The sequence below is a fragment of the Geminocystis sp. CENA526 genome (genome assembly GCF_050753365.1).
Classification (GTDB): Bacteria; Cyanobacteriota; Cyanobacteriia; order Cyanobacteriales; family Cyanobacteriaceae; genus Geminocystis.
Window position 1 is genome coordinate 14,511 of record NZ_JBLZFY010000041.1, and the last position, 20,467, is coordinate 34,977.

The following is a 20,467-nucleotide window of genomic DNA, read 5'->3' on the forward strand; positions in this document are numbered from 1 at the left end:
TTTTTATTATTAATTAATAAGCATCTTTTCGTTGAGATATGGTGAGAATATTAACCTCTTTATTATCATCATCTATTTCATAAAAAATTCGATACTTACCAATACGATAACGCCATGTAGGAGGAAAATAGTTTTTGAGTTTTTTGATATTCACCCCAAAATGCGGTTCAAATTTTAATTGAGGAATTACATATTCTGTCATCTTTTTCTCAATTAATTTTCTATCTTTTTGATTTATTTTTACTATTTGTTTGTCATATTCTTCTGCAATAAATACTTGATATTTAGTCAACTATGCGTCTCCTATTATTCTTAATATCATTTCTGGCGTTATTAAGAGAATCATTTAATTCTTGATTAGAATTAATTTCTATCATTTCAAATTCATCAACATAACTTATTTCTTCTATGTATCTAGTTGTTGCGGTTTCCATAAAGTTAGAAACCTCCCGATTATCCATTTGAGCAAATTTCTCAAAAAGTTCATATTTATCATCATCCAGACAAATAGTTATAGTTTTTGGCATATCATTATAATATTAATTTTATTTTAAACGAAATTACTCACTCAAGTTACAATAATTGAAATTAATTATATCATTAAAAAATGAGAACTCGATCGAACCGAAGAAATACCAGTGATAATCAAGATTTAGATGTCTTTCCTTCCTTCACAGATTTGATGTCAAATGCTTTTATGATTATGAGTTTTTTATTATTATTAGCTTTATTTCAATCCTTAGAATTAAATAGAAAATTACAGTCAGCAACTCCAATTATTATTGATGAAAAATCAGGAAAATTTCAGTTTGAATCAGGAAAAGCTCAATTAAAACCAGAATTAAAAGAGTATATAAATGAAGCAATAGTACCCCAGATAAAGCGAATTATTCAGGAAAGAAATATTGACTTTATTCAAGTAATTGGACATACAGATGGGCAGGTAATTGGAGTAACAGGAAATTTAGATTTAACCTTAGAAAAAGTTGCTCAAAATCAGGTACAAGTAGGCAATTTAAAAGCAGGTTCAAATGCAGATTTAGGGTTAATGAGAGCCTTAGCTGTGGTGCAGGAATTATCGCAACAAGAGGAGTTAAAAGACGTTAAATTTAGGGCTTATTCCGCCGCTCAATTATACTTACCATCAGGAGATTTAGCCCCTCCAAATCGTCAACAAGATGAAGCAAGGAGAAGAATCGAAATTCGTTTTATTCCCCCAGGACAAAAACAAAATTAATGGTTATTCTACTTTGAGTAGATATACGTCTCTTTTTTTTGCTACTAAAAAGGATGAACTTTTGTAATAATGTGTCTTTCTACTAAGCTGTATAATCCAATTAAGGGGAGTAGTCACAATTCTATGTTACTATAAAACCCAAAAGATGAAGGAAAATTATACTTTTTCTCTGATTTTCAGCAGATATTTGACATCTATTGTTAATATTGGTCTATGTTTTCAACAAAGTTTTCTAATACTCAATACAGGGAAGAATTAATAACTATTCACTATAAACTATAAACTATTCATTATGGATGGATCATTTGCTCTTACGCTACAAATCATTATTACTGTTTTTGCTGGAATTAGCGCGCAAGTATTAGGAGAATTTTTGAAAATACCTAGTATTGTTTTCTTACTAATCTTTGGTATCGCTTTAGGTAGAGACGGCACAGAAATTTTACACCCTGAATTATTAGGCTCAGGTTTAGAAGTTTTAGTAGCGTTGGCGGTGGCAATTATCCTGTTTGAAGGGGGTTTAAACCTCGAATTAAAAGAATTAGGGCAAGTATCGGGGAGTATCCGCAATTTAGTCACCATCGGCACTTTAATCACCTTTTTAGGGGGAGGAATGGCAGCGCATTGGTTGGGAGAATTTCCTTGGCAAATTGCCTTTTTATACGCTTCTTTAGTGGTAGTCACAGGCCCTACAGTGGTAGGTCCATTATTAAAACAGGTAGCAGTAGATAAGAGGGTAGCCACTTTGTTGGAAGGGGAAGGGGTGTTAATTGATCCCGTGGGTGCTATCTTAGCAGTAGTGGTATTAGATACTATTATTAATCAATCTGCTTATTCGATCGAAATTGTTTTAGGGTTATTGTTTCGTTTAGGAGTAGGTGCAATTATTGGCGGTATCAGTGGTTGGTTATTGGGTACATTTCAGAAAAAAGCCAATTTCCTAGGGGATGATTTAAAAAATTTAGTGGTATTAGCAGGGGTTTGGGGTACATTTGGACTAGCTCAAACCATTATTAGTGAATCGGGATTAATGGCAACGGTAATGGCTGGAATTGTGTTAAAAGCCTTTAGCATTCCCGAAGAAAGACTATTATTGCGTTTTAAAGGGCAGTTAACTGTATTAGGGGTATCGGTGTTATTTATCCTCTTGGCGGCGGACTTATCGATCGCTAGTATTTTTGCACTAGGTTGGGGCAGTGTTTTTACGGTTTTAGTGTTAATGTTGATTGTGCGCCCTTTGAGTATTTTAATTTGTACTTGGAAAAACGGCATGAATTGGCGACAAAAAGCCTTTTTAGCGTGGATTGCACCCCGTGGCATTGTTTCTGCTTCCGTTGCCTCTTTATTCTCCATTTTATTAACTCAAAACGGCATTAACGGGGGAGACTCTATCAAAGGTTTAGTTTTCCTTACCATTATGATGACGGTATTTATACAAGGATTAAGCGCAGGTTGGGTAGCAAATTTGTTGAAAATTACGATCGATCAAGCTACGGGGGCGATGATTATAGGATGTAACCCCTTGGGTCGTTTAATTGGTAAACTATTTTTATCCGAAGGAGAGTCGGTGATTTTAATTGATACCGATAAAGAGGCTTGTGAGAATGCTAAAAAGGACAACCTACCTGTAATCGAAAGTAGCGGATTAGATCATGAGGTGTTAGAAGAAGCTGGAATTTTGTCAGTAGGTACATTAATCACTTTAACCAATAATAGTGATGTTAACTTGATGATTGCTCAACGAGCTTTAGAAGAATTTGCACCGCCGAAAGTTTTAGCGGTTTTTCCTAATAATGATGACAAAAAAATTAAGACTAATAAACAAAAAATCAATCAGGCTTTTATTCCTCAATTAACGGTGAAAACATGGAATAAATATCTCACTGACGGACAATTTAAGTTAGGTAAAACTACCATTAAATCAGGCTCGATCGAACTACAAAAAAAACATTTACAAAGTCTCATTACCAAAGGGGAGTTATTGCCCTTATTAATCAAAAGAAATGATAAATTGAGAGTGTTAGGGGTGGGAGAAGAATGGAAAGTCGATGACGAAATTATTTACTTATTATACGATGCTCGATCGGACTTATTAAAGCGTCTATCAGGTAATATACAATCCTCTCGTTTTTCCTTAGATAGATTACCTGAAGTGGAAGAAATACCTATTGGAACAACATAGTAATATTAAAATATCTTTTAGGATTTTCTTCACAAATAATGGTAAATGAAGCGTTTTGTTCGATCGAAAAAAAGATAGAATAGAAGTTTGAGTTAAAACTGAAAATAAATTATCTCAGAATAATCTTTTGATCAAGCATAATTGCAATGGTCAACAATTTTGATTATTATTACTTATATTAAAAATATTATGGCTGAATCTTATCTATTAGAAAAATTAGCATCCGTTGAAAGTACCTTTGTTGAATTAACAAGACGTTTAGGAGACCCAGATATTGCCACTAATCCCGATGAATTGCAAAAAGTAGCAAAAATGCGATCGTCCTTAGAAGAAACTGTTACTACCTACCAAGAATGGCAAAAAGCACAAGAAGATTTAAAAGGAGCGAGGGAAATCTATAAAGAGTCTAACGCAGATCCCGAAATGAAGGAATTGGCAGGGTTAGAAATTGAAGAATTAGAGGAGAAAATAGACGCATTAGAAAAACAACTCAAAGTATTATTACTTCCCCGTGACCCTAACGATGACAAAAATATTATGTTAGAAATTCGAGCAGGTACTGGTGGAGATGAAGCTAGTATTTGGGCAGGAGATTTAGTGCGAATGTACTCTCGTTATGCGGAAACCGTGAATTGGAATGTGAAGTTATTGAGTGAATCCCCTGCGGAAATGGGGGGTTTTAAGGAGGCAATTTTAGAAATTACGGGGGATAGTGTCTATAGTAAACTCAAATTCGAGGCGGGAGTTCATCGAGTGCAACGAGTACCCTTAACCGAAGCAGGAGGAAGGGTTCACACTTCTACCGCTACCGTAGCAATTATGCCCGAAGTGGATGAAGTAGAGGTACATATTGATCCTAAAGACATTGAGATGACAACTGCTCGATCGGGGGGTGCAGGAGGGCAAAACGTCAACAAAGTAGAAACTGCCGTAGATTTAATGCACAAACCGACTGGGATTCGAGTATTTTGTACCGAAGAACGATCGCAATTAAAAAACCGTGAACGCGCGATGCAGATTTTACGAGCAAAACTCTACGACATCAAAATGAAAGAGCAACAAAGCGAAGTAACGGATTTACGCCGTTCTCAAGTCGGTACGGGCGCTCGATCGGAGAAAATTCGCACATACAATTACAAAGATAATCGAGCTACAGACCACCGACTAGGGAGAAACTTTGATCTCAATACCGTATTAGAAGGGAAAATCGAAGACGTGATACAGGCTTGTATTGCACAGGATCAACAAGAGAAACTAGAACAAATGGCATCATCTCCCACTACGGCGGAGGCTTTGATTTAACTAGGGAATACCTCATAGTATTTTGATGAAGGAAAGTAATAGGTAGGTCATAGGTAATAGGTAATAAGTCATAGGTAATAGGTAATAGGTGTTAAAATTCGGCATTCATGGGAGTACGAGGAAAAGGTATCACGTCTCGGATGTTTTCCATGCCTGTCATAAATTGTACTAATCTTTCAAATCCTAAGCCAAATCCTGCATGGGGTACACTACCATATCTTCTTAAGTCTAAATACCACCATAAGCTATCTCGATCGATCTCCAAATCAGCAATGCGAGATTCTAAAACGTCTAATCTTTCTTCTCTTTGTGAACCGCCGATAATTTCGCCGATATTTGGTGCTAAAATATCCATAGCTGAAACAGTTTTTTGATCATCATTTAAGCGCATATAAAAGGCTTTAATGTCTTTGGGATAATTGGTGACAATCACAGGTTTTTTAAATAATTGTTCCGCTAAATACCGCTCATGTTCAGATTGTAAATCGATACCCCATTCAACGGGAAATTCAAAGGTTCGATCGCACTTTTCTAACAAATTAATGGCTTCGGTATAAGTAATTCTCGCAAACTCATTATTGATAATATTATCCGCATTACTTAACACATTTTGATTGATTCTTTGATTAAAAAATTCTAAGTCTTCAGGACAACTATTTAAGACAAAATTAAAGACATATTTTAAAAATTCTTCTGCTAAATTTTGATCCCCTTCCAAATCACAAAAAGCCATCTCAGGTTCAACCATCCAAAACTCTGCTAAATGACGAGAAGTATTAGAATTTTCGGCTCTAAAAGTAGGTCCAAAAGTATAGACATTTTCAAACGCCATTGCCATAATTTCCGCTTCTAATTGTCCACTTACCGTTAAATAAGCCTGTCTGCCAAAAAAGTCTTCGGAGTAGTCTATTTTCTCTTTTTTAGCCTGTAAAATCTGCTCAAAATTTAAGTTACTAACAGTAAATAATTCTCCTGCCCCTTCGCAATCACTAGCGGTGATAATAGGAGTATGAACCCACAAAAAACCCTTATTTTGAAAGAATTGATGAATGGCATTAGCACAGGCATTTCTGACACGCATTACTGCTCCGATCGTATTTGTTCTTCCTCTTAAATGTCCGATCGATCTCAAAAATTCAAAAGAATGACGTTTTTTTTGTAAGGGATAAGTTTCTGCGTCACAATCCCCAAAAATTTCGACTTTATCAGCTTTTAATTCGACTTTTTGCCCCTTAGCAGGAGATTCCACTAATTCCCCTTCAACAGCTAAAGAAACCCCTGTATTGAGTCTTTTTACCATAGTTTGATAATCGGGTAAATCTTGATTTAAAACAACTTGTAAATTAGCTAAAGAAGAACCATCATTAACTTCAATAAAAGCAAATTCTTTGAGTTCTCTTTTAGTTCTTATCCACCCTTGAATTTTTATTTTTTGTTCTGGTTTACCCTGTCTTAAAATATTAATAATTCTGTTAGTTATATACATAATTTGATCAAATAATTTTACATTTATTATAGCACTATTTTACCAATGAAAAACTATAAATTTTTAAGATATAATTGTTCTAAGTTTTACTTTTAAAATTTTTGATGCTCTCTTTTTTCTTTGATAAACTTTATCATTTTTAAATCATCTTTTTTTGATATGATGAATGAACTAATCTGTCATAAATTGAGATACTTTTGCGGTTAAAAATAGCTCTTTATTATGAACTACCAACACTAACCTAAGTGTTTACAGCGTGGAACTTTTTTCTCCATTCAAAGTTAAAATTGTGAATTGTTAACAATTATATAAAAAAATCCGTTAAAAGATAGTCAAATATATTCATATTCAGTACAATATTAAACAAGATTTAGAATAAAAGATGAAAAAAATCATCTTAGTTTTACAATAATTTTTCAGTTCAAGATGTTTTTTAGTAAGGGAAAATATGACTCAAACGGTTTTGGCAAGTACAATTATCGCACCTACTAAATCTAGTCAAGTTGTTCGTAAACGTTATCCTAATTTTAAGGTGATTGTTTTAAATGACGATTTTAACACTTTTGATCATGTGGCAAATTGTCTTTTAACCTATATTCCCAACATGACTTCTGATTTAGCATGGGAGTTAACCAATCAGGTGCATTTTGACGGACAAGCGTTAGTATGGAGTGGAGCTTTAGAACAAGCTGAATTGTATCATCAACAATTAAGACGGGAAGGCTTGACTATGGCGCCTTTGGAGGAAGCATGAGTAAATCTTCTGATGGTAGAATCGTTTGGAATCATTCGACTCATCTTGACGGCTTGATTCCTATTCTGGAAAAGTTAGTTATCTATGATGGTATCACAACGGTTACTCCTGCGGTGTTGAGTCGATCGCGCAGTCATATACCCCACATGAAACTGAAAGTATCTGTACCCATTCGGGGCGGTTATAAACTTATTGCTAGATGTGGAAAAAGTGTGCAGGAAGTTTTTATTATTACGACTTTGACTCAAGCTGAACTAGAGTCTATTATTGCCAGTATTTTAGATTGAGAATAGAAGTGTTATCTCATTGTATTTATTTAAAGAGACAAAAAACAATTTTTATGAGAAATAACAAACTATTTTAATGGTAAAAAGAAGTTCGATCGAGTTTTATATATACAAATATACAAATTAAAAGAAGTTCGATCGACTAAAATAGAAAATTATATATTCAACCTTGAATCATGGCTTCTTCCTCCTCATTATCCGCATCCAATGAATATTTTGAATATCGTTTTATTCATAAAATTAACCCCTTAGACTACGATAATTTCTTAAAATCCCAAGAAAAATTAAGGGCAAAAGTTAAAAACTATCAGGGTTATATTAGTGAAGATTTGCCCCTATTAGTGGAGGAGGGAGAAACCCTTGTTTTTGAAACTATATTGCGATTTGACACCCCAGAAAATTGTATTCGCTGGATTGATAGCAAAGAAAGACGAGAATTGCTTTATGCTTTAGAAAATAAGGGTTATCAATTTCAAGGAAAAGCAAATTTCGAGAGTTATAACCAATGGATAAAACAAAGTGTAAGTAATCCTTCCCCCTTGTGGAAAATTAACCTTTTAGTGTTACTCGTGTTGTATCCTACCGTGATGTTGTTTAATTTACTACTAAAAAAACCATCTTTCCTTGATTTTCCTACATGGATGCTTTTTGGCAATTTCTGTAGTGTTGCTATAACTGGATGGTTTGCAGTTCCTTGGGTTAGTCGTCTTTATCACCAGTGGTTAGAAGGGAAAGGCACAAAAAAAGAGCAATTATTAGCGCTAATCAGCATTTTTTTCACTCTTTTTATAGTTTTACAAATTTTTCGACACATTCCCCTCCGTTTTTGGTAGAGATTGCTTAGATTGCTTCGTTACCTCGCAATGACAGATAAAAGGGATTACTTCTTGCCTCTCAATGACAGACAACAGGGATTGCTTCGTTACCTCGCAATGACAAATAAAAGAGATTCCTTTGTGTCGGTAACTTCCATTTAATATCTTGCACCGTCTGGAAGTTGTCGAAACTCTTGCCAAACGGCTTGTGCTTCTTCTTGAAGAATTTGTTCGGGTGCGAGTAGTCTGTCTTTATATTCCTTCACTAAATCATCTTGAATATTAGCATCATCAAAAAGATCAGCAAAATCACTCCAACCAGCCGCATAGTAAATTTTAGAAATTCTCGCCCAATAAGCTGTTGCATAACACATCGGACAGCATTCACAACTACTATATAAGATCGCTCCTGATAAATCAACCGTGCCTAATTTTTTACAAGCCTGACGAATGGCGTTAACTTCGGCGTGGGCTGTGGGATCATTGTCTCTTAAAACACTATTTCCAGAAGCCCCGATGACTTCTCCATCTTTCACAACCACTTTACCAAATGCGCCTCCTGTTTTGTTGACGACTCCTGCTTGTCGCATCAGTTCGATGGCTTGACGCATATATTCAACATCTTTGCTGTTTATCATAGCAATAAATTCCTTTATATTTACTGACATATTAGGCTTAATTATATCATTCATCAAAATTTAATTACTTTTAATGGCAACTTGAGCTAAAATTTCTAGTAAATTAGAGTTTTTTATTAAGTTTAATTGTTCCTCATTTTTCACTAAAAATCCCCCGGCAAAACCCAAAGAATTAATAGAAATAGAGTTCAATTTTTCTTGACTACGAGGAATCATCATTATCCACTCTTTTGTGATTAATAAGTTATAATTTTGTGATGGTTTATTGTCTTTAATTTTTATATTTAATCTCTCTAAAAGTCTTTCATATTTTTCTACGGTAATTTGCCCTAATTCTTCACAAGATTTGTCTTCATTGTTTTCAAAAAATTCGATCGAATGTAAAAATGGTAACTCTTTTAAGGTAACAATTTCGTCAGTATTTTTATAACTTAAAACTAAATTATTAATGGGGATAGTCTCAATTTCTTGAGCTAAAGGATAAGGTACTAATTGTAAATGTTTATGGGGTTGAGAAGCACCTGATAATTTACCACTATTATAAAACCCTAAACCATTAATGTTCGATAAAACTGTCCATAAAGCCGAAAAATCATCGAAATTTAAAGCACTTTCTTGGGATTCAAATTCACGGGTAACAATTAATAAATGATGATCAAAAACATTAAATTTATTTAAAATTGCCACATGATTATCCCCTATATTATCAATAAATAAATCTCGATCGTAGGGTAAAAAAGGATTAAAAAAGGTATTAGATTTTTTTTGTTGCTGTTTTTGTTTTTTCTTTTCGTTATCTTTTCTTTCTAAATTTTCCACCATTCTAATCAGAAAAGGAATATGATCTTGTTCTAAGATTTGATATTTAGTTAATATGGGATGTAGAGCTTTTTTCTCAAGAGCTTTTTCTGTGACTAATTTTATTTTATCAAGTAAAGAAAGGCTTTTTTGATCCATAGAAAACAATATTATTAATTTTTTTATAAAAAATAGACATAGACTGAATTACAGGCAAGATGCCTGTTTTACGGTGGAAAAATCAGATATAGAATGATTACTCTTTAATATATTAATAGTTTTAGCTAAGATGGGGTTAACAATATCGGGTGCTTCGTCTTGAGGGCAATGCCCTAATCCTTCTAATTCGATAAAGTCTTTGACACAGGGATAATTGGCTAATTCTCGCCCCAGTTCGATCGATTCCCATGGATCATTTGTACCCCATAAAAAGGTAACAGGAGAAGATAATATAGGAAGTAAGTCTTCGGGTAAAGCACCTTGAGAATAACCCGTAAACGCTAAAAATACTTCGGATGCACCTTTATCTTGGGAAGGTTGATAGATTAAGTCGATTAACTCATCGGTGACGGCTTCTTTTCTTTGATAGGCTTGAGATAACAAGTTTTTGATTACCTTTGGCTTGGCTATTTGCCGATAAAAAAAGTTGCCGATGGTAGGATTAGTTAACACTTTTTGCATCACCGTTGCACCATAATTTCTAATCCAAGGGAGATTTTGACGCTTTCGATCGTGCAATAATCGTAATGAACAGTTAAGGGCAGTAATACCTAATACCATATCAGGATTATCCACCGCCATTTGCATTGTCACCACACAACCGATGGAATTTCCCACTAGATAAACAGGGGTTTTTACTATTTCTCGACAAAAATCCGCTACCTGTTGTGACCAAGTTTCAAAAGTATAGGATAAAGGATTATTAGGAGTTGGCTTGTCGGAAGCCCCAAAACCGAGTAAATCTAAGGCATAACAACGATAATTTTCGGCAAAAAAAGGCATATTATGGCGCCAATGTCCACTATTTGCCCCAAATCCATGAATGAAGACGATGGCTTCTCCTTTTTCCCCTTCACTGCGATAACCGATATTAAAGCCTTGCCATTGCCAAGTTTTGTATTCCAACATTATCTGTGAATTTTATTTCGATCGAAATTTTCTATTAATTATTCGTTTCTGATTATATCTAATTTATGGAAACAAACGTATTTAAGTTATCTTTTTCTATTCGGGATATTCACCGCCGACACCAATATTGGTTTCAAAAATACTAGCATTTTCAATGTTTAGATTATTCATAATTGCACCTTCAACTTGAGCATCAAAAATAATGGCATAACTTAAATCAACACTGTTGAGATTACTATTATTCATCGTGGCATTTGTTAAAAAAGCCTTGCTTAAATCTGCACCCTGTAAGTTTGCACCATCTAAATCTGCACCTTCTAGGTTTGCCCCTTCAAGATTGGCATAACGCAAATCTGCATTTCTTAAATCTGCACCGATTAAATGTTCACCTTGTAAATCAACACCTTTGAGATCACATCCCATACATTGATTTGTTTCGAGTAACTGTTGTCGATGAGCGGGATTTTCAGCTTTAGCGGAGTTTATAATAACAAATGTGCTAATAATTGCGATCGATGTAGCTAATAATTTATTCATAAAAATTTTTCCTCTCACGCTCTAATTTCATTATACCCTATCTTTCACTTTTAATTTTCGTAAAAACCGTAAAAACTGACATTGTTTCCTTTGTTTACTATTGTTATGAAAAATATTAATTTTTATTAAGATTTAAGTTAAGACGCATTTAACTTACATTTTTTATTAATTTTTGAAAATAACTCAAACTCTTTACTTTTCGCTCTTCCCTCTCTTAATCAGTAAACTTAGATGCGTCCTAGCTTATTGATAAATTCCGTTGCTTCTTTTGCATTCACAGGCTTAGAATATAAATATCCTTGTCCATAATTACAGTTAATATTGGTGAGAATTTGTTCTTGAATTTTCGTCTCAATTCCTTCCGCTACCACATCTAAAGAGAGATTATGTGCTAAAGTGATAATGGCTTCTACGATGGGATTTTTTTGCTCTAAATGAATCAAGGGTTGAATAAAGGCTCGATCGATTTTCAGGGTATTAAAAGGTAAACGATGAAGGTAACTAAGAGAAGAATAACCAGTACCAAAATCATCTAAAGAAATCTTTAAATGGCGCTGTTGAATTTGAGAGAGAATTTCCTTAGCATGATCATAATTATTCATTAAAATTGTTTCAGTAATTTCAATTTTTAACAGATGAGGATTAACTTGAGTCGTCATTAAAATCTCGTCTAATTCCTTCAAAAAATTAGGATTTAATAGCTGTTTACTAGAGACATTAACAGCAGTAAATAATTTTAATTCAGGATAGTTTTCTTCCCATTGTTTAATTTGTTGACAAGCAGTGTATAAAATCCATTTTCCCAAAGAAATAATTAATCCTGTTTCCTCCGCAATAGGGATAAATTCCACAGGAGAAATAAACCCATGAGTGGCACTGTGCCAACGAATTAAAGCCTCAAATCCTGCAATCATCCCTGTTTTTAAGTTAATAATTGGTTGATAAAAAAGTTCCAATTCTTCCTTCTCTAAGGCTTTTCTTAACGCTGATTCTAAACTTAATCTTTTCACTAAATCTGTGTGCATGGAGGGGTTAAATATACGATAACAATTACGCCCACTTTCTTTTGCTTGATACATAGCTAAATCTGCATCTCTAATCATTTCTTCTGCTTTTCTATAGCCAAAAGAACTTAATGTAATTCCTATGCTAACAGAAGAAAATACTGGATAACCGTCTAAAATAGTATTAAATTTACAGGCTTTTAAAATTTTCCCTGCTATTTCTTCGCAATCTTCTTCTGTATTTATATCGGGGGAAAAGATAACAAATTCATCGCCACTAATACGCGCAACAGTATCATTTTCTGTTATACAATCGGCAATTTTTTCGGTAATTAATACTAATAATTCATCGCCTACTTTATGCCCTAAACTATCATTAATAGTTTTAAAATTATCAACATCAATGAGTAAAATAGCACAAACTTTATAATAAGTTTTAGCACTAATGTTTAAAAATTGTTTGAGTCTATCTATTAATAAAAAGCGATTAGGTAATCCAGTTAATTGATCATGGAAAGCATCATAAAATATTTTTTCTTCCATAATTTTTAACTCAGAAATATCGATTATTTGTTGAATAAATTGGATAATTTCTCCTCGATTATTTCTTAAAGCACTAACATTAACAAGGGTATGAACTACTGTGCCATTATAGGTTAAAAATCTTCTTTCTTGACTATCCTGTTCTAAATATTCGGTGATTATTCTCTGTTTAAATAAGGCTGATTTTTCTTGATCATCAGGATGACAAATACGGCTTTCTTTTTTGCTAATAATATCAGAAAGAGGATACTGTAATAAATCAGAAAGTGATTGATTGACTTGAATAATTTTACCGTCTAAATCAGTAATCATCATGCCAATAGGTGCGAGTTCAAATATTAGTCTAAACTCTTCTTCACTTTTTTCTAAGGCTTTTTGAATCTTGGTTCTATTGGTAATATCTGTGATGATACCATCGATTCTAATGACTTGTCCTTTGTCATTATAGACCACATGGGCGCGATCTCTAATATATTTTTCTTCTCCATTTTTTAGCCTAATTTTATATTCTATATCATGGGATTGAAGGTTATCTCCTAAAAGAGAAATATTGAATAAATTAGAGTAAATTTCTTTGATTTGTTGCTGTTGTTTTGGATGTACTAATTCTAACCAATAGGTGCGTTTTTGGAAGAATTTTGAGAGTGAACATTGAAATAAGATTTCGGCGGCGGCATTAATATAAGTTAATTGTAATGTCTGGGGGTGAATTGACCAAATTACATCGTCTAAAGAAAATAACATATTATTTAATCTTTCTTGACTTTCTTTTAAGGCTATATTAATTTGTTGTTTTTCTAATTCTGTTTCTTCTCTTAAAATAATTCTACTAATAGCTTGACTGATGGACTCTATTAATGTATCCTGAATAAGACTGTTCGATCGATCATTTTGAGGATTTATAAATTTAAAAATGTGAATGATTCCATAGATTTGTTGATCAATAAAAATAGGAGAACCTATATATAAATCAATATTTAATTCTTCGTCAATTAATGAACTTAAAATGTTATTTTTTTTATCATTGCTATTTCGATCGAACCATAAACATTCTTCTCTAATAAGAATTTGATGAGCTAAAGTATTAATTAAATGATTTTCTTGGGTAAATAAATTATCTTGGGATAACTTATTGTATAAAGCAATAATTCTATGTTTATCCCCTAAATATTCTGAAATAATAGCTATATCTACATCTAAAATAGCGGTGATGTGTTCTAAATAAAAATTAAGGGGATTTTCTAGGGAATCATAATCAATATTATTCAGATTATTAAGGCAGTGTAATTGTTGATTAAAAAGTTCTAATTCTTGAGTTTTTAAGGATAAACTTTGTTCAATATTATATTTTTCAGTAATATCATTCTGAATACCGATAAAATGAGTCACTTTTCCCCCTGAATTATAGACAGGAGAAAGGTAAACTTCATTCCAAAATGGTTCACTATTTTTGCGATAATTATAAAGGATAACTTTTGTTTTTTCTTGATTAAAAATTGCCTGTCTCAGTTTTTGTAATTCTTCTTGGTTGGTGTTTTCTCCTTGCAAGAATTTACAATTTTTTCCGAGTACTTCATAGTTAGAATAACCAGTAATTTTCTCAAATCCTAAGTTAGTATAAATAATCGGATTTCCTTTTTTTGCTTCACTAATAACTATCCCATTAGTACTATTATTAATCGCTCTTTCTAATAAGGTTAATTTATCAGCTTGAGATGTTTTTTCGATACCTTGTTCAATAACTCTAATTATCTGTTGAATAAACTCAATTTCTGGAGTATTAAATTTATTATCTTCTTCGGTATATAGTCCTAAAATGCCATTTTTTTCCTGCGTAATAGGATTAATAATATTAAAATGTATTGCTGATTTTATCTTCTCTTTATTGTCAATATCGATCGAACCTAATTTTATCTTTAAATGTTCTCGATCGTCAAGCAAAAATTTATTATCTGTCTCAAAAATCTCTATAATAGGGTGATTAATCTCAAATATATAATTTTCATTATCTAACTTTAAACCTCTATGGCTTTTAACAATAAAATAATTTTTATCAGGTATAAATTGTAATAAATAACTCAAATTGAGATTCAAAATATCACTGATTAATTCTGTTAATTTATGGTAAATAGTATCCATATCCACCATGTTAATAATTATATCTTTAGCTTGAATTAGAGCAAAATTATAAAGATGTTGTTTAGATAATCGATCGTCTCTTTCTTGTACACTAAATAAGTGATATTTATACTCATCTTTTTCTATGGTTAATTGTAAATTATTTTTTCTTAATTGATTAATATATCCGATCAACAAAAAATTAATAACCACAATAATAATAATAACGATAATAATTTGCTCCATAGAGGTTTGAAAGGTGTTAAGTTTTAGGTTAAATAATTAAAAATCAAAATTTTCACATCAAATCTTCTCATCACTATTATATTTTAACCTTAATTTAAAAGATGAATAATTTGATGATGCTATAGTCAAAATAAGATATAGCAATTCCCGTTTTTGTAAGGTACAAAAATTTTCGTTGAAAGGCAAAAGGCAAGAGGTAATAAAAAATGTACCCCATAATTGAAAAAAAACGCTATAAATGACTGATAATGGGTGATGGTTCATCTATTGGTATATGTTATGAGTTATCAAACCGAAAAAGAAATTGCAATTTCCGCAGTGATACAAGCATCTAAATTATGTGAAAATGTGCGCCGAAATATCCCTCCTGCTTTAGAAAAACAAGATAAAAGTCCTGTCACTGTAGCTGATTTCGGTTCTCAAGCTATAATTTGTAAAGCATTAAAAGAGGCTTTTCCTGATATTCCCATTGTAGGTGAAGAAGACGCAACAGAATTAAGGCAAGGCGATTCATCCGATACTATTGATAAAATTACTGACTATGTGAAGGAGATTATTCCTGCGGCGACGACGGATAATGTTTTAGACTGGATTGATTACGGAAATGGTACAGTAACAAATAAATTTTGGACATTAGACCCTATTGATGGCACAAAAGGGTTTTTACGTCAAGATCAATATGCCATTGCGTTGGCTTTAATTGAGGATGGTGAAGTTAAGTTGGGAATTATGGGATGTCCAGCCTTAAAATTAGATAGTGAAGAAACGGGATATATTTTCGTTGCCGTTAGGGGTGAAGGTAGTTATAAAATGCCTTTGACGGGTAATAATTGGACTAAATTACAAGTGGTTTCTTTAGAGGATAAGAGTCGTTTTCGTTTCGTGGAAAGCGTTGAAGCTAGTCATGGTGATCAAGAGTTACAAAATTCGATCGCGCAGAAGGTAGGTATCACCACTAATTCTGTGAGGGTGGATTCTCAAGCCAAATACGGTATCGTTGCATCTGGGGAGGCAGGGTTGTATTTGAGATTACCCTCTCCTAAATATCCTAATTATAGAGAAAATATTTGGGATCATGCCGCAGGTTCGATCGTAGTGGAAGAAGCAGGAGGAAAGGTGACAGATATGTATGGAAAACCCCTTGACTTTGCTACTGCTAGTAAAATGAATGATAATCGTGGAGTTGTAGTAACCAATGGTTTAATCCATGATGAGGTGATTTCGGCACTAAATAGCTAAGTTTGATATAAGGCAAATGATGAAGATGAGAGAAGGGGAAGACTGTCTATATTCTAACAAGATTAGAAATCGAGTTTTATATTTAGCTGTACCTAGTCAAATTTATAATGACTTTTTTCATCTTCGTTTTATTGAAGAAGGAGTGAAAGAATATCAACTTTTTTTAGCAATTTATGATATAGAAAAAAAGAGTATTTTACAATGGATAAAATAAGTAATTTTCGTCAAATAATTCAAGAACTTTTAATCGAACATAGTAAGATTATCCCCGTTTATGGACAGATACAAATGGAGTTATTATTTGATCATGAGCGCGATCGTTATCAAGTGATTAGAGTCGGTTGGCTTCAAGGAAAAAGAGTCTATGGGGTATTAATTCATGTGGATATAATTGATGAAAAAATTTGGATTCAATATGACGGAACGGAAGTTGCGATCGCAAATCAACTATTAAACAAAGGTATAGTAAGAGAAGACATAGTTTTAGGTTATCAACCCCCTTTAATTCGTCAATATAGCGGTTTTAGTGCTTGTGCTTAGAAAATTTAATGCCCTAGGAGTAAAGGCTCATTAAAATAGACATCTCCAAAAATTATTTTTAATTGGTTCGTAGTAAGGGCTTCAGCCCTTAAAATCTTAATTAATGGAGAAGTCTAATCATCACGAATCCATCTTTTCTCTTTATATAAACCAGCAATTCTCTTTTTTTGAGGTTGATTTATTAACTCTAATTTTTGACTATATTTAGGGGCAATATATTCTGTAAAATCTAAGATTTCTTGCTGTTGTTCTAAGGGTAAATCTTTAATTTTTGTTAAGATTTTTTCTGTTAAATCGATCTTTTGATGAGTCATAGCTTAACTCGTAATATGCGGTCAATAAATTTATTGTATAAAAAGTTCGCTTAAATCTACCTTGATTGGGGATTTTTTATGATAAAATAAGGTTTCGATCGAACTTTACAATTGCTCTATGAACTCTAATCTCGATTTTTTAAATACCCTAAACCTTTCTCAACGTAAAGCTGTAGAACATTTTTGCGGTCCTTTGTTAGTAGTGGCAGGTGCAGGTTCAGGGAAAACTAGAGCATTAACCTATCGTATTGCTAATTTGATTTTAACCCATAAAGTCACCCCCGACAATATTTTAGCAGTGACTTTTACCAATAAAGCTGCACGGGAGATGAAAGAAAGAATTGAGAAAATTTTTGCTCACAAAATTGCAGAGGATAAACATGGACAAAGGTTCGATTTGTTGGCAGAATTAGAACAGAAAAAAATTCAATCTAAAGTTTATAAAAATACGATAAAACCGCTTTGGGTTGGTACTTTTCACAGCTTATGTGCAAGAATTTTACGCTATGATATAAACAAATATCAGGATGAAAAAGGTAGGGTTTGGCAAAGAAATTTTACGATTTTAGATGAGTCCGATGTCCAAAGTTTAGTTAAGCAAATTATCACTAAAAAACTCAATTTAGATGATAAAAAATTCGAGCCTCGTAAAATGCGTTATGCTATCAGCAACATCAAAAATTTAGGGTTTACTCCTCAACAATACGCCCTAGAAAATCCCGACTATAAAGGTAGAGTAATTGCAGAAATTTATGAAGAATATCAAGCTCAATTAGCTGGAAATAATGCCCTTGATTTCGATGATTTGTTATTAATTCCTGTGCGACTTTTTCAACAAAATGAGTCTATTTTAGGTTATTGGCACAATCAATTTCACCATATTTTGGTGGACGAATATCAAGATACTAATCAAATTCAATACGAGTTAATTAGACTTTTATCCACTAATAATGAACCTAATAAAAAAGAGTGGAATTGGCAGAATCGATCGATATTTGTGGTAGGAGATGCCGATCAATCAATCTATTCTTTCCGCATGGCAGACTTTACAATTTTGTTAAATTTTCAACAGGATTTTGGGGATAATTTAGCAGATAATTTGACGGAAACTATGATAAAATTAGAAGAAAATTATCGATCGAGAGAAAACATTTTACAAGCGGCAAATCACCTTATAGAAAAGAATACCCAACGTATTGATAAAGTCTTGAAAGCCACTCGTGGAGAGGGCGAAACCATTTACACCTATCGAGGAGATAACGAGAGAGAAGAAGCTAGTTTTGTTTGTCGAAAAATGCAACAATTAGTCAAAGAAAATCCCGAATTAAATTGGGGAGATTTTGCCATTTTATATCGAATTAACTCTCAATCTCGTCCTTTTGAAGATGAGTTAATTAATAAGAATATTCCTTACAATATAGTCGGAGGTTTAAAGTTTTATGAAAGAAAAGAAATTAAAGACGCTTTAGCCTATTTAAGATTGATTGTTAACCCCGCAGATACCGTCAGTTTACTGCGCATTATTAACACCCCCAAAAGAGGAATTGGTAAAACCACCGTTGATAATTTAATGACGGCATCCCAAGAATTAAATATACCTTTATGGGAAATAATTAATGATCAAACATCAGTAAATACGATCGCAGGAAAAGCCGCTAAAAAAGTTAATCAATTTGCGGAAATTATCAGCGATTGTCAAGCTAGAATTAAAGAAAATTCTGCCTCAGAAATTTTAAATCATATACTCAATCTTTCTGGTTATTTAGAGGATTTACAACAACAAGGTACAGATGAAGCAGAAAACAGACAAGAAAACCTCAATGAGTTAGTCAACGCCATGCTTCAATTTCAGGAAGATAATGAAGACTCTAGCTTAGAAGGGTTTTTAAGTAGCGCTTCCCTCGCCTCTGACTTAGATAACTTAGAAGAAGGAGAAAAAGCCGTTTCTTTGATGACGTTACACTCCGCCAAGGGTTTAGAATTTAATATAGTCTTTTTAGTGGGTTTTGAACAAGGATTGTTACCCCATAACCGTAGTTTGCGCGATGAAATGGAATTGGAAGAAGAAAGACGCTTATGTTATGTGGGTATCACTAGAGCGAAAGAACAGTTATTTATCACCTACGCACGGGAAAGATACTCTTGGGGTAACTTAGATTATTGTACCCCCTCGCAATTTTTAGATGAATTACCAGCAGATTTACTCAGTAGTAATTTAAACTCTCGTCAAACTATCTCGAAAAAGGCGAAATCCGAAGCGCAAGTAAAACCCACTTGTCAGGAATCATGGCAGGAAGGCGATCGAGTGTATCATCCTATATTCGGCAATGGAATTGTTACTAATTTGTTAGGATTAGGCAAAAAAAATACTTTAGTAGTGCAGTTTGAATCAGCAAGAAAAATTATTAATCCTAGTCACACTAAACTAGAGAAAATCACCTAAGAATTAAGAATGAAAAATCTGCTATTTTTTATACTGATTATCCCTTTAATGCCTACATATAAAAAGCCCAAAGCTTTAACGATAAACTTTAAAAATTTTTAATAATCATTATGAAAAATATAATTTGGTCAGATTATATTCAATATAGAGTTAAATTAAGAGGATTTAATTTAGATAAAATAGAGGAAATTTTAAGATTTTCAACAGAAAGATACTATGACACAGAAACAAATCGATTAATTGCAGTCGGGAAACATGAGCAAACTTTAGTCATAATTCCTTATGATGATTATAATGATAATATAGAACCCATCACAATCCATGCAACCAGTCGTCAACAAATTAAATTTCGTTTACAGGGCAAACGCACACATTTCTTTACATTAAAAAGAAGAAGAGCGAATGTGTGGGAAAAACAAAATTAGTTAGGGTTTGCTGAATAAATCAGAAGACTATTAAAATCAACGGTTTGAACATACTACATCAACTGAAAAGTGTTCAATTTTCACAATTTTTACTGAAAAACTGAGCATTTTTTACTAAATTTTATTTAAAACAATCCTGTAATTATACGCCAATACAAAGCCTCAAAACCTTGATTTTTGTCATTTATTCACTCTTCCCTCTCTTCATCAAAATACTTTTTCAGCACCCCCTAGTTAGTCTACTAATTCAGCTAACATTTCCCCCCTGTTCAGTTTAACCACACTACGAAAAAAGACGTATCTATATTTACTGAAAAAGGAGCATCGACAAAGAAAACCAAATCACTCTTCGGCTGAATTTAATTTCACTTTTTGGCTTTTTTATTCGGGATTATTGATGATTTGTGCTTCTATTTTGTTCAAGCCTACAG

20 protein-coding genes are annotated in these 20,467 nt (G+C 32.9%); 11 read left to right on the forward strand and 9 right to left on the reverse strand.

Annotation, left to right across the window (positions count from 1 at the left end):
• Positions 1-13: 13 nt before the first annotated feature.
• Entirely contained in the window at positions 14-292 is a 279-nt protein-coding gene (locus ACN4EE_RS12330; RefSeq protein WP_431706749.1) for a type II toxin-antitoxin system RelE family toxin, read from the reverse strand.
• Positions 285-527: a hypothetical protein gene (locus ACN4EE_RS12335; protein ID WP_431706750.1), complete on the reverse strand. Its 243-nt coding sequence runs from the start codon at positions 525-527 to the stop codon at positions 285-287. The genes ACN4EE_RS12330 and ACN4EE_RS12335 overlap by 8 nt, the downstream gene beginning before the upstream one ends.
• A gap of 80 nt (positions 528-607) precedes the next feature.
• On the opposite strand from ACN4EE_RS12335, the gene ACN4EE_RS12340 reads away from it, so the two are divergent.
• The 3 genes from ACN4EE_RS12340 to prfA all read left to right on the forward strand — a co-directional run bounded on the left by ACN4EE_RS12340 (position 608) and on the right by prfA (position 4,721).
• Positions 608-1,237, forward strand: a complete 630-nt coding sequence (locus ACN4EE_RS12340; protein WP_431706751.1) for a hypothetical protein — start codon at positions 608-610, stop codon at positions 1,235-1,237.
• A gap of 292 nt (positions 1,238-1,529) precedes the next feature.
• Positions 1,530-3,419 (forward strand): cation:proton antiporter, encoded by a 1,890-nt coding sequence (locus ACN4EE_RS12345; protein WP_431706752.1) that lies wholly within the window; start codon positions 1,530-1,532, stop codon positions 3,417-3,419.
• A 189-nt stretch (positions 3,420-3,608) separates the two neighbouring features.
• Complete coding sequence (prfA, locus tag ACN4EE_RS12350; RefSeq protein ID WP_431706754.1) at positions 3,609-4,721, forward strand: peptide chain release factor 1; 1,113 nt, start codon at positions 3,609-3,611, stop codon at positions 4,719-4,721.
• A gap of 91 nt (positions 4,722-4,812) precedes the next feature.
• On the opposite strand, the gene asnS is transcribed toward prfA, so the two are convergent.
• Positions 4,813-6,201 (reverse strand): asparagine--tRNA ligase, encoded by a 1,389-nt coding sequence (gene asnS, locus ACN4EE_RS12355; RefSeq protein WP_431706769.1) that lies wholly within the window; start codon positions 6,199-6,201, stop codon positions 4,813-4,815.
• Positions 6,202-6,655: 454 nt separating this feature from the next.
• Between asnS and clpS the strand changes: the two genes are divergently transcribed.
• From clpS to ACN4EE_RS12370, 3 genes are all read left to right on the forward strand, one after another.
• Positions 6,656-6,961, forward strand: coding sequence for an ATP-dependent Clp protease adapter ClpS (gene clpS / locus ACN4EE_RS12360; RefSeq protein WP_431706755.1), 306 nt, complete (start codon positions 6,656-6,658; stop codon positions 6,959-6,961).
• Positions 6,958-7,248: a DUF2103 domain-containing protein gene (locus ACN4EE_RS12365; RefSeq protein ID WP_431706756.1), complete on the forward strand. Its 291-nt coding sequence runs from the start codon at positions 6,958-6,960 to the stop codon at positions 7,246-7,248. The genes clpS and ACN4EE_RS12365 overlap by 4 nt, the downstream gene beginning before the upstream one ends.
• A gap of 176 nt (positions 7,249-7,424) precedes the next feature.
• Complete coding sequence (locus ACN4EE_RS12370; protein WP_431706757.1) at positions 7,425-8,081, forward strand: hypothetical protein; 657 nt, start codon at positions 7,425-7,427, stop codon at positions 8,079-8,081.
• Between the two features lie 140 nt (positions 8,082-8,221).
• Here the strand turns inward: ACN4EE_RS12370 and ACN4EE_RS12375 are convergent, their stop codons facing one another.
• The 5 genes from ACN4EE_RS12375 to ACN4EE_RS12395 form a co-directional block, all read right to left on the reverse strand.
• Positions 8,222-8,731 carry a nucleoside deaminase gene (locus ACN4EE_RS12375; protein WP_431706758.1) on the reverse strand — a complete coding sequence of 170 codons (510 nt, stop codon included), beginning with the start codon at positions 8,729-8,731 and terminating at the stop codon, positions 8,222-8,224.
• Positions 8,732-8,761: 30 nt separating this feature from the next.
• Positions 8,762-9,658, reverse strand: a complete 897-nt coding sequence (locus ACN4EE_RS12380) for an ATP adenylyltransferase family protein (RefSeq protein WP_431706759.1) — start codon at positions 9,656-9,658, stop codon at positions 8,762-8,764.
• 48 nt (positions 9,659-9,706) lie between these two features.
• On the reverse strand, positions 9,707-10,627 hold the full coding sequence (locus ACN4EE_RS12385; RefSeq protein ID WP_431706760.1) for an alpha/beta fold hydrolase: 921 nt from the start codon (positions 10,625-10,627) through the stop codon (positions 9,707-9,709).
• Between the two features lie 96 nt (positions 10,628-10,723).
• Positions 10,724-11,164, reverse strand: coding sequence for a pentapeptide repeat-containing protein (locus tag ACN4EE_RS12390; RefSeq protein ID WP_431706761.1), 441 nt, complete (start codon positions 11,162-11,164; stop codon positions 10,724-10,726).
• Positions 11,165-11,391: 227 nt separating this feature from the next.
• Positions 11,392-15,075 carry a bifunctional diguanylate cyclase/phosphodiesterase gene (locus tag ACN4EE_RS12395; protein WP_431706762.1) on the reverse strand — a complete coding sequence of 1,228 codons (3,684 nt, stop codon included), beginning with the start codon at positions 15,073-15,075 and terminating at the stop codon, positions 11,392-11,394.
• A 279-nt stretch (positions 15,076-15,354) separates the two neighbouring features.
• Between ACN4EE_RS12395 and ACN4EE_RS12400 the strand changes: the two genes are divergently transcribed.
• The 3 genes from ACN4EE_RS12400 to ACN4EE_RS12410 are packed head-to-tail and all read left to right on the forward strand — an operon-like array spanning position 15,355 to position 16,854.
• Positions 15,355-16,314 (forward strand): 3'(2'),5'-bisphosphate nucleotidase, encoded by a 960-nt coding sequence (locus tag ACN4EE_RS12400; RefSeq protein WP_431706763.1) that lies wholly within the window; start codon positions 15,355-15,357, stop codon positions 16,312-16,314.
• Between the two features lie 16 nt (positions 16,315-16,330).
• On the forward strand, positions 16,331-16,528 hold the full coding sequence (locus ACN4EE_RS12405; RefSeq protein ID WP_431706764.1) for an element excision factor XisH family protein: 198 nt from the start codon (positions 16,331-16,333) through the stop codon (positions 16,526-16,528).
• Positions 16,516-16,854: a XisI protein gene (locus tag ACN4EE_RS12410; RefSeq protein WP_431706765.1), complete on the forward strand. Its 339-nt coding sequence runs from the start codon at positions 16,516-16,518 to the stop codon at positions 16,852-16,854. Before ACN4EE_RS12405 ends, ACN4EE_RS12410 begins: the two co-directional genes overlap by 13 nt.
• Before the next feature lie 113 nt (positions 16,855-16,967).
• On the opposite strand, the gene ACN4EE_RS12415 is transcribed toward ACN4EE_RS12410, so the two are convergent.
• On the reverse strand, positions 16,968-17,168 hold the full coding sequence (locus tag ACN4EE_RS12415; protein WP_431706766.1) for a DUF2281 domain-containing protein: 201 nt from the start codon (positions 17,166-17,168) through the stop codon (positions 16,968-16,970).
• Between the two features lie 118 nt (positions 17,169-17,286).
• On the opposite strand from ACN4EE_RS12415, the gene pcrA reads away from it, so the two are divergent.
• The gene (gene pcrA / locus ACN4EE_RS12420; protein ID WP_431706767.1) at positions 17,287-19,611 is read left to right on the forward strand and encodes a DNA helicase PcrA; all 2,325 of its coding nucleotides are present in this window, start codon (positions 17,287-17,289) and stop codon (positions 19,609-19,611) included.
• A gap of 110 nt (positions 19,612-19,721) precedes the next feature.
• Positions 19,722-20,036, forward strand: coding sequence for a hypothetical protein (locus tag ACN4EE_RS12425; protein ID WP_431706768.1), 315 nt, complete (start codon positions 19,722-19,724; stop codon positions 20,034-20,036).
• The last annotated feature ends 431 nt before the right edge of the window (positions 20,037-20,467 follow it).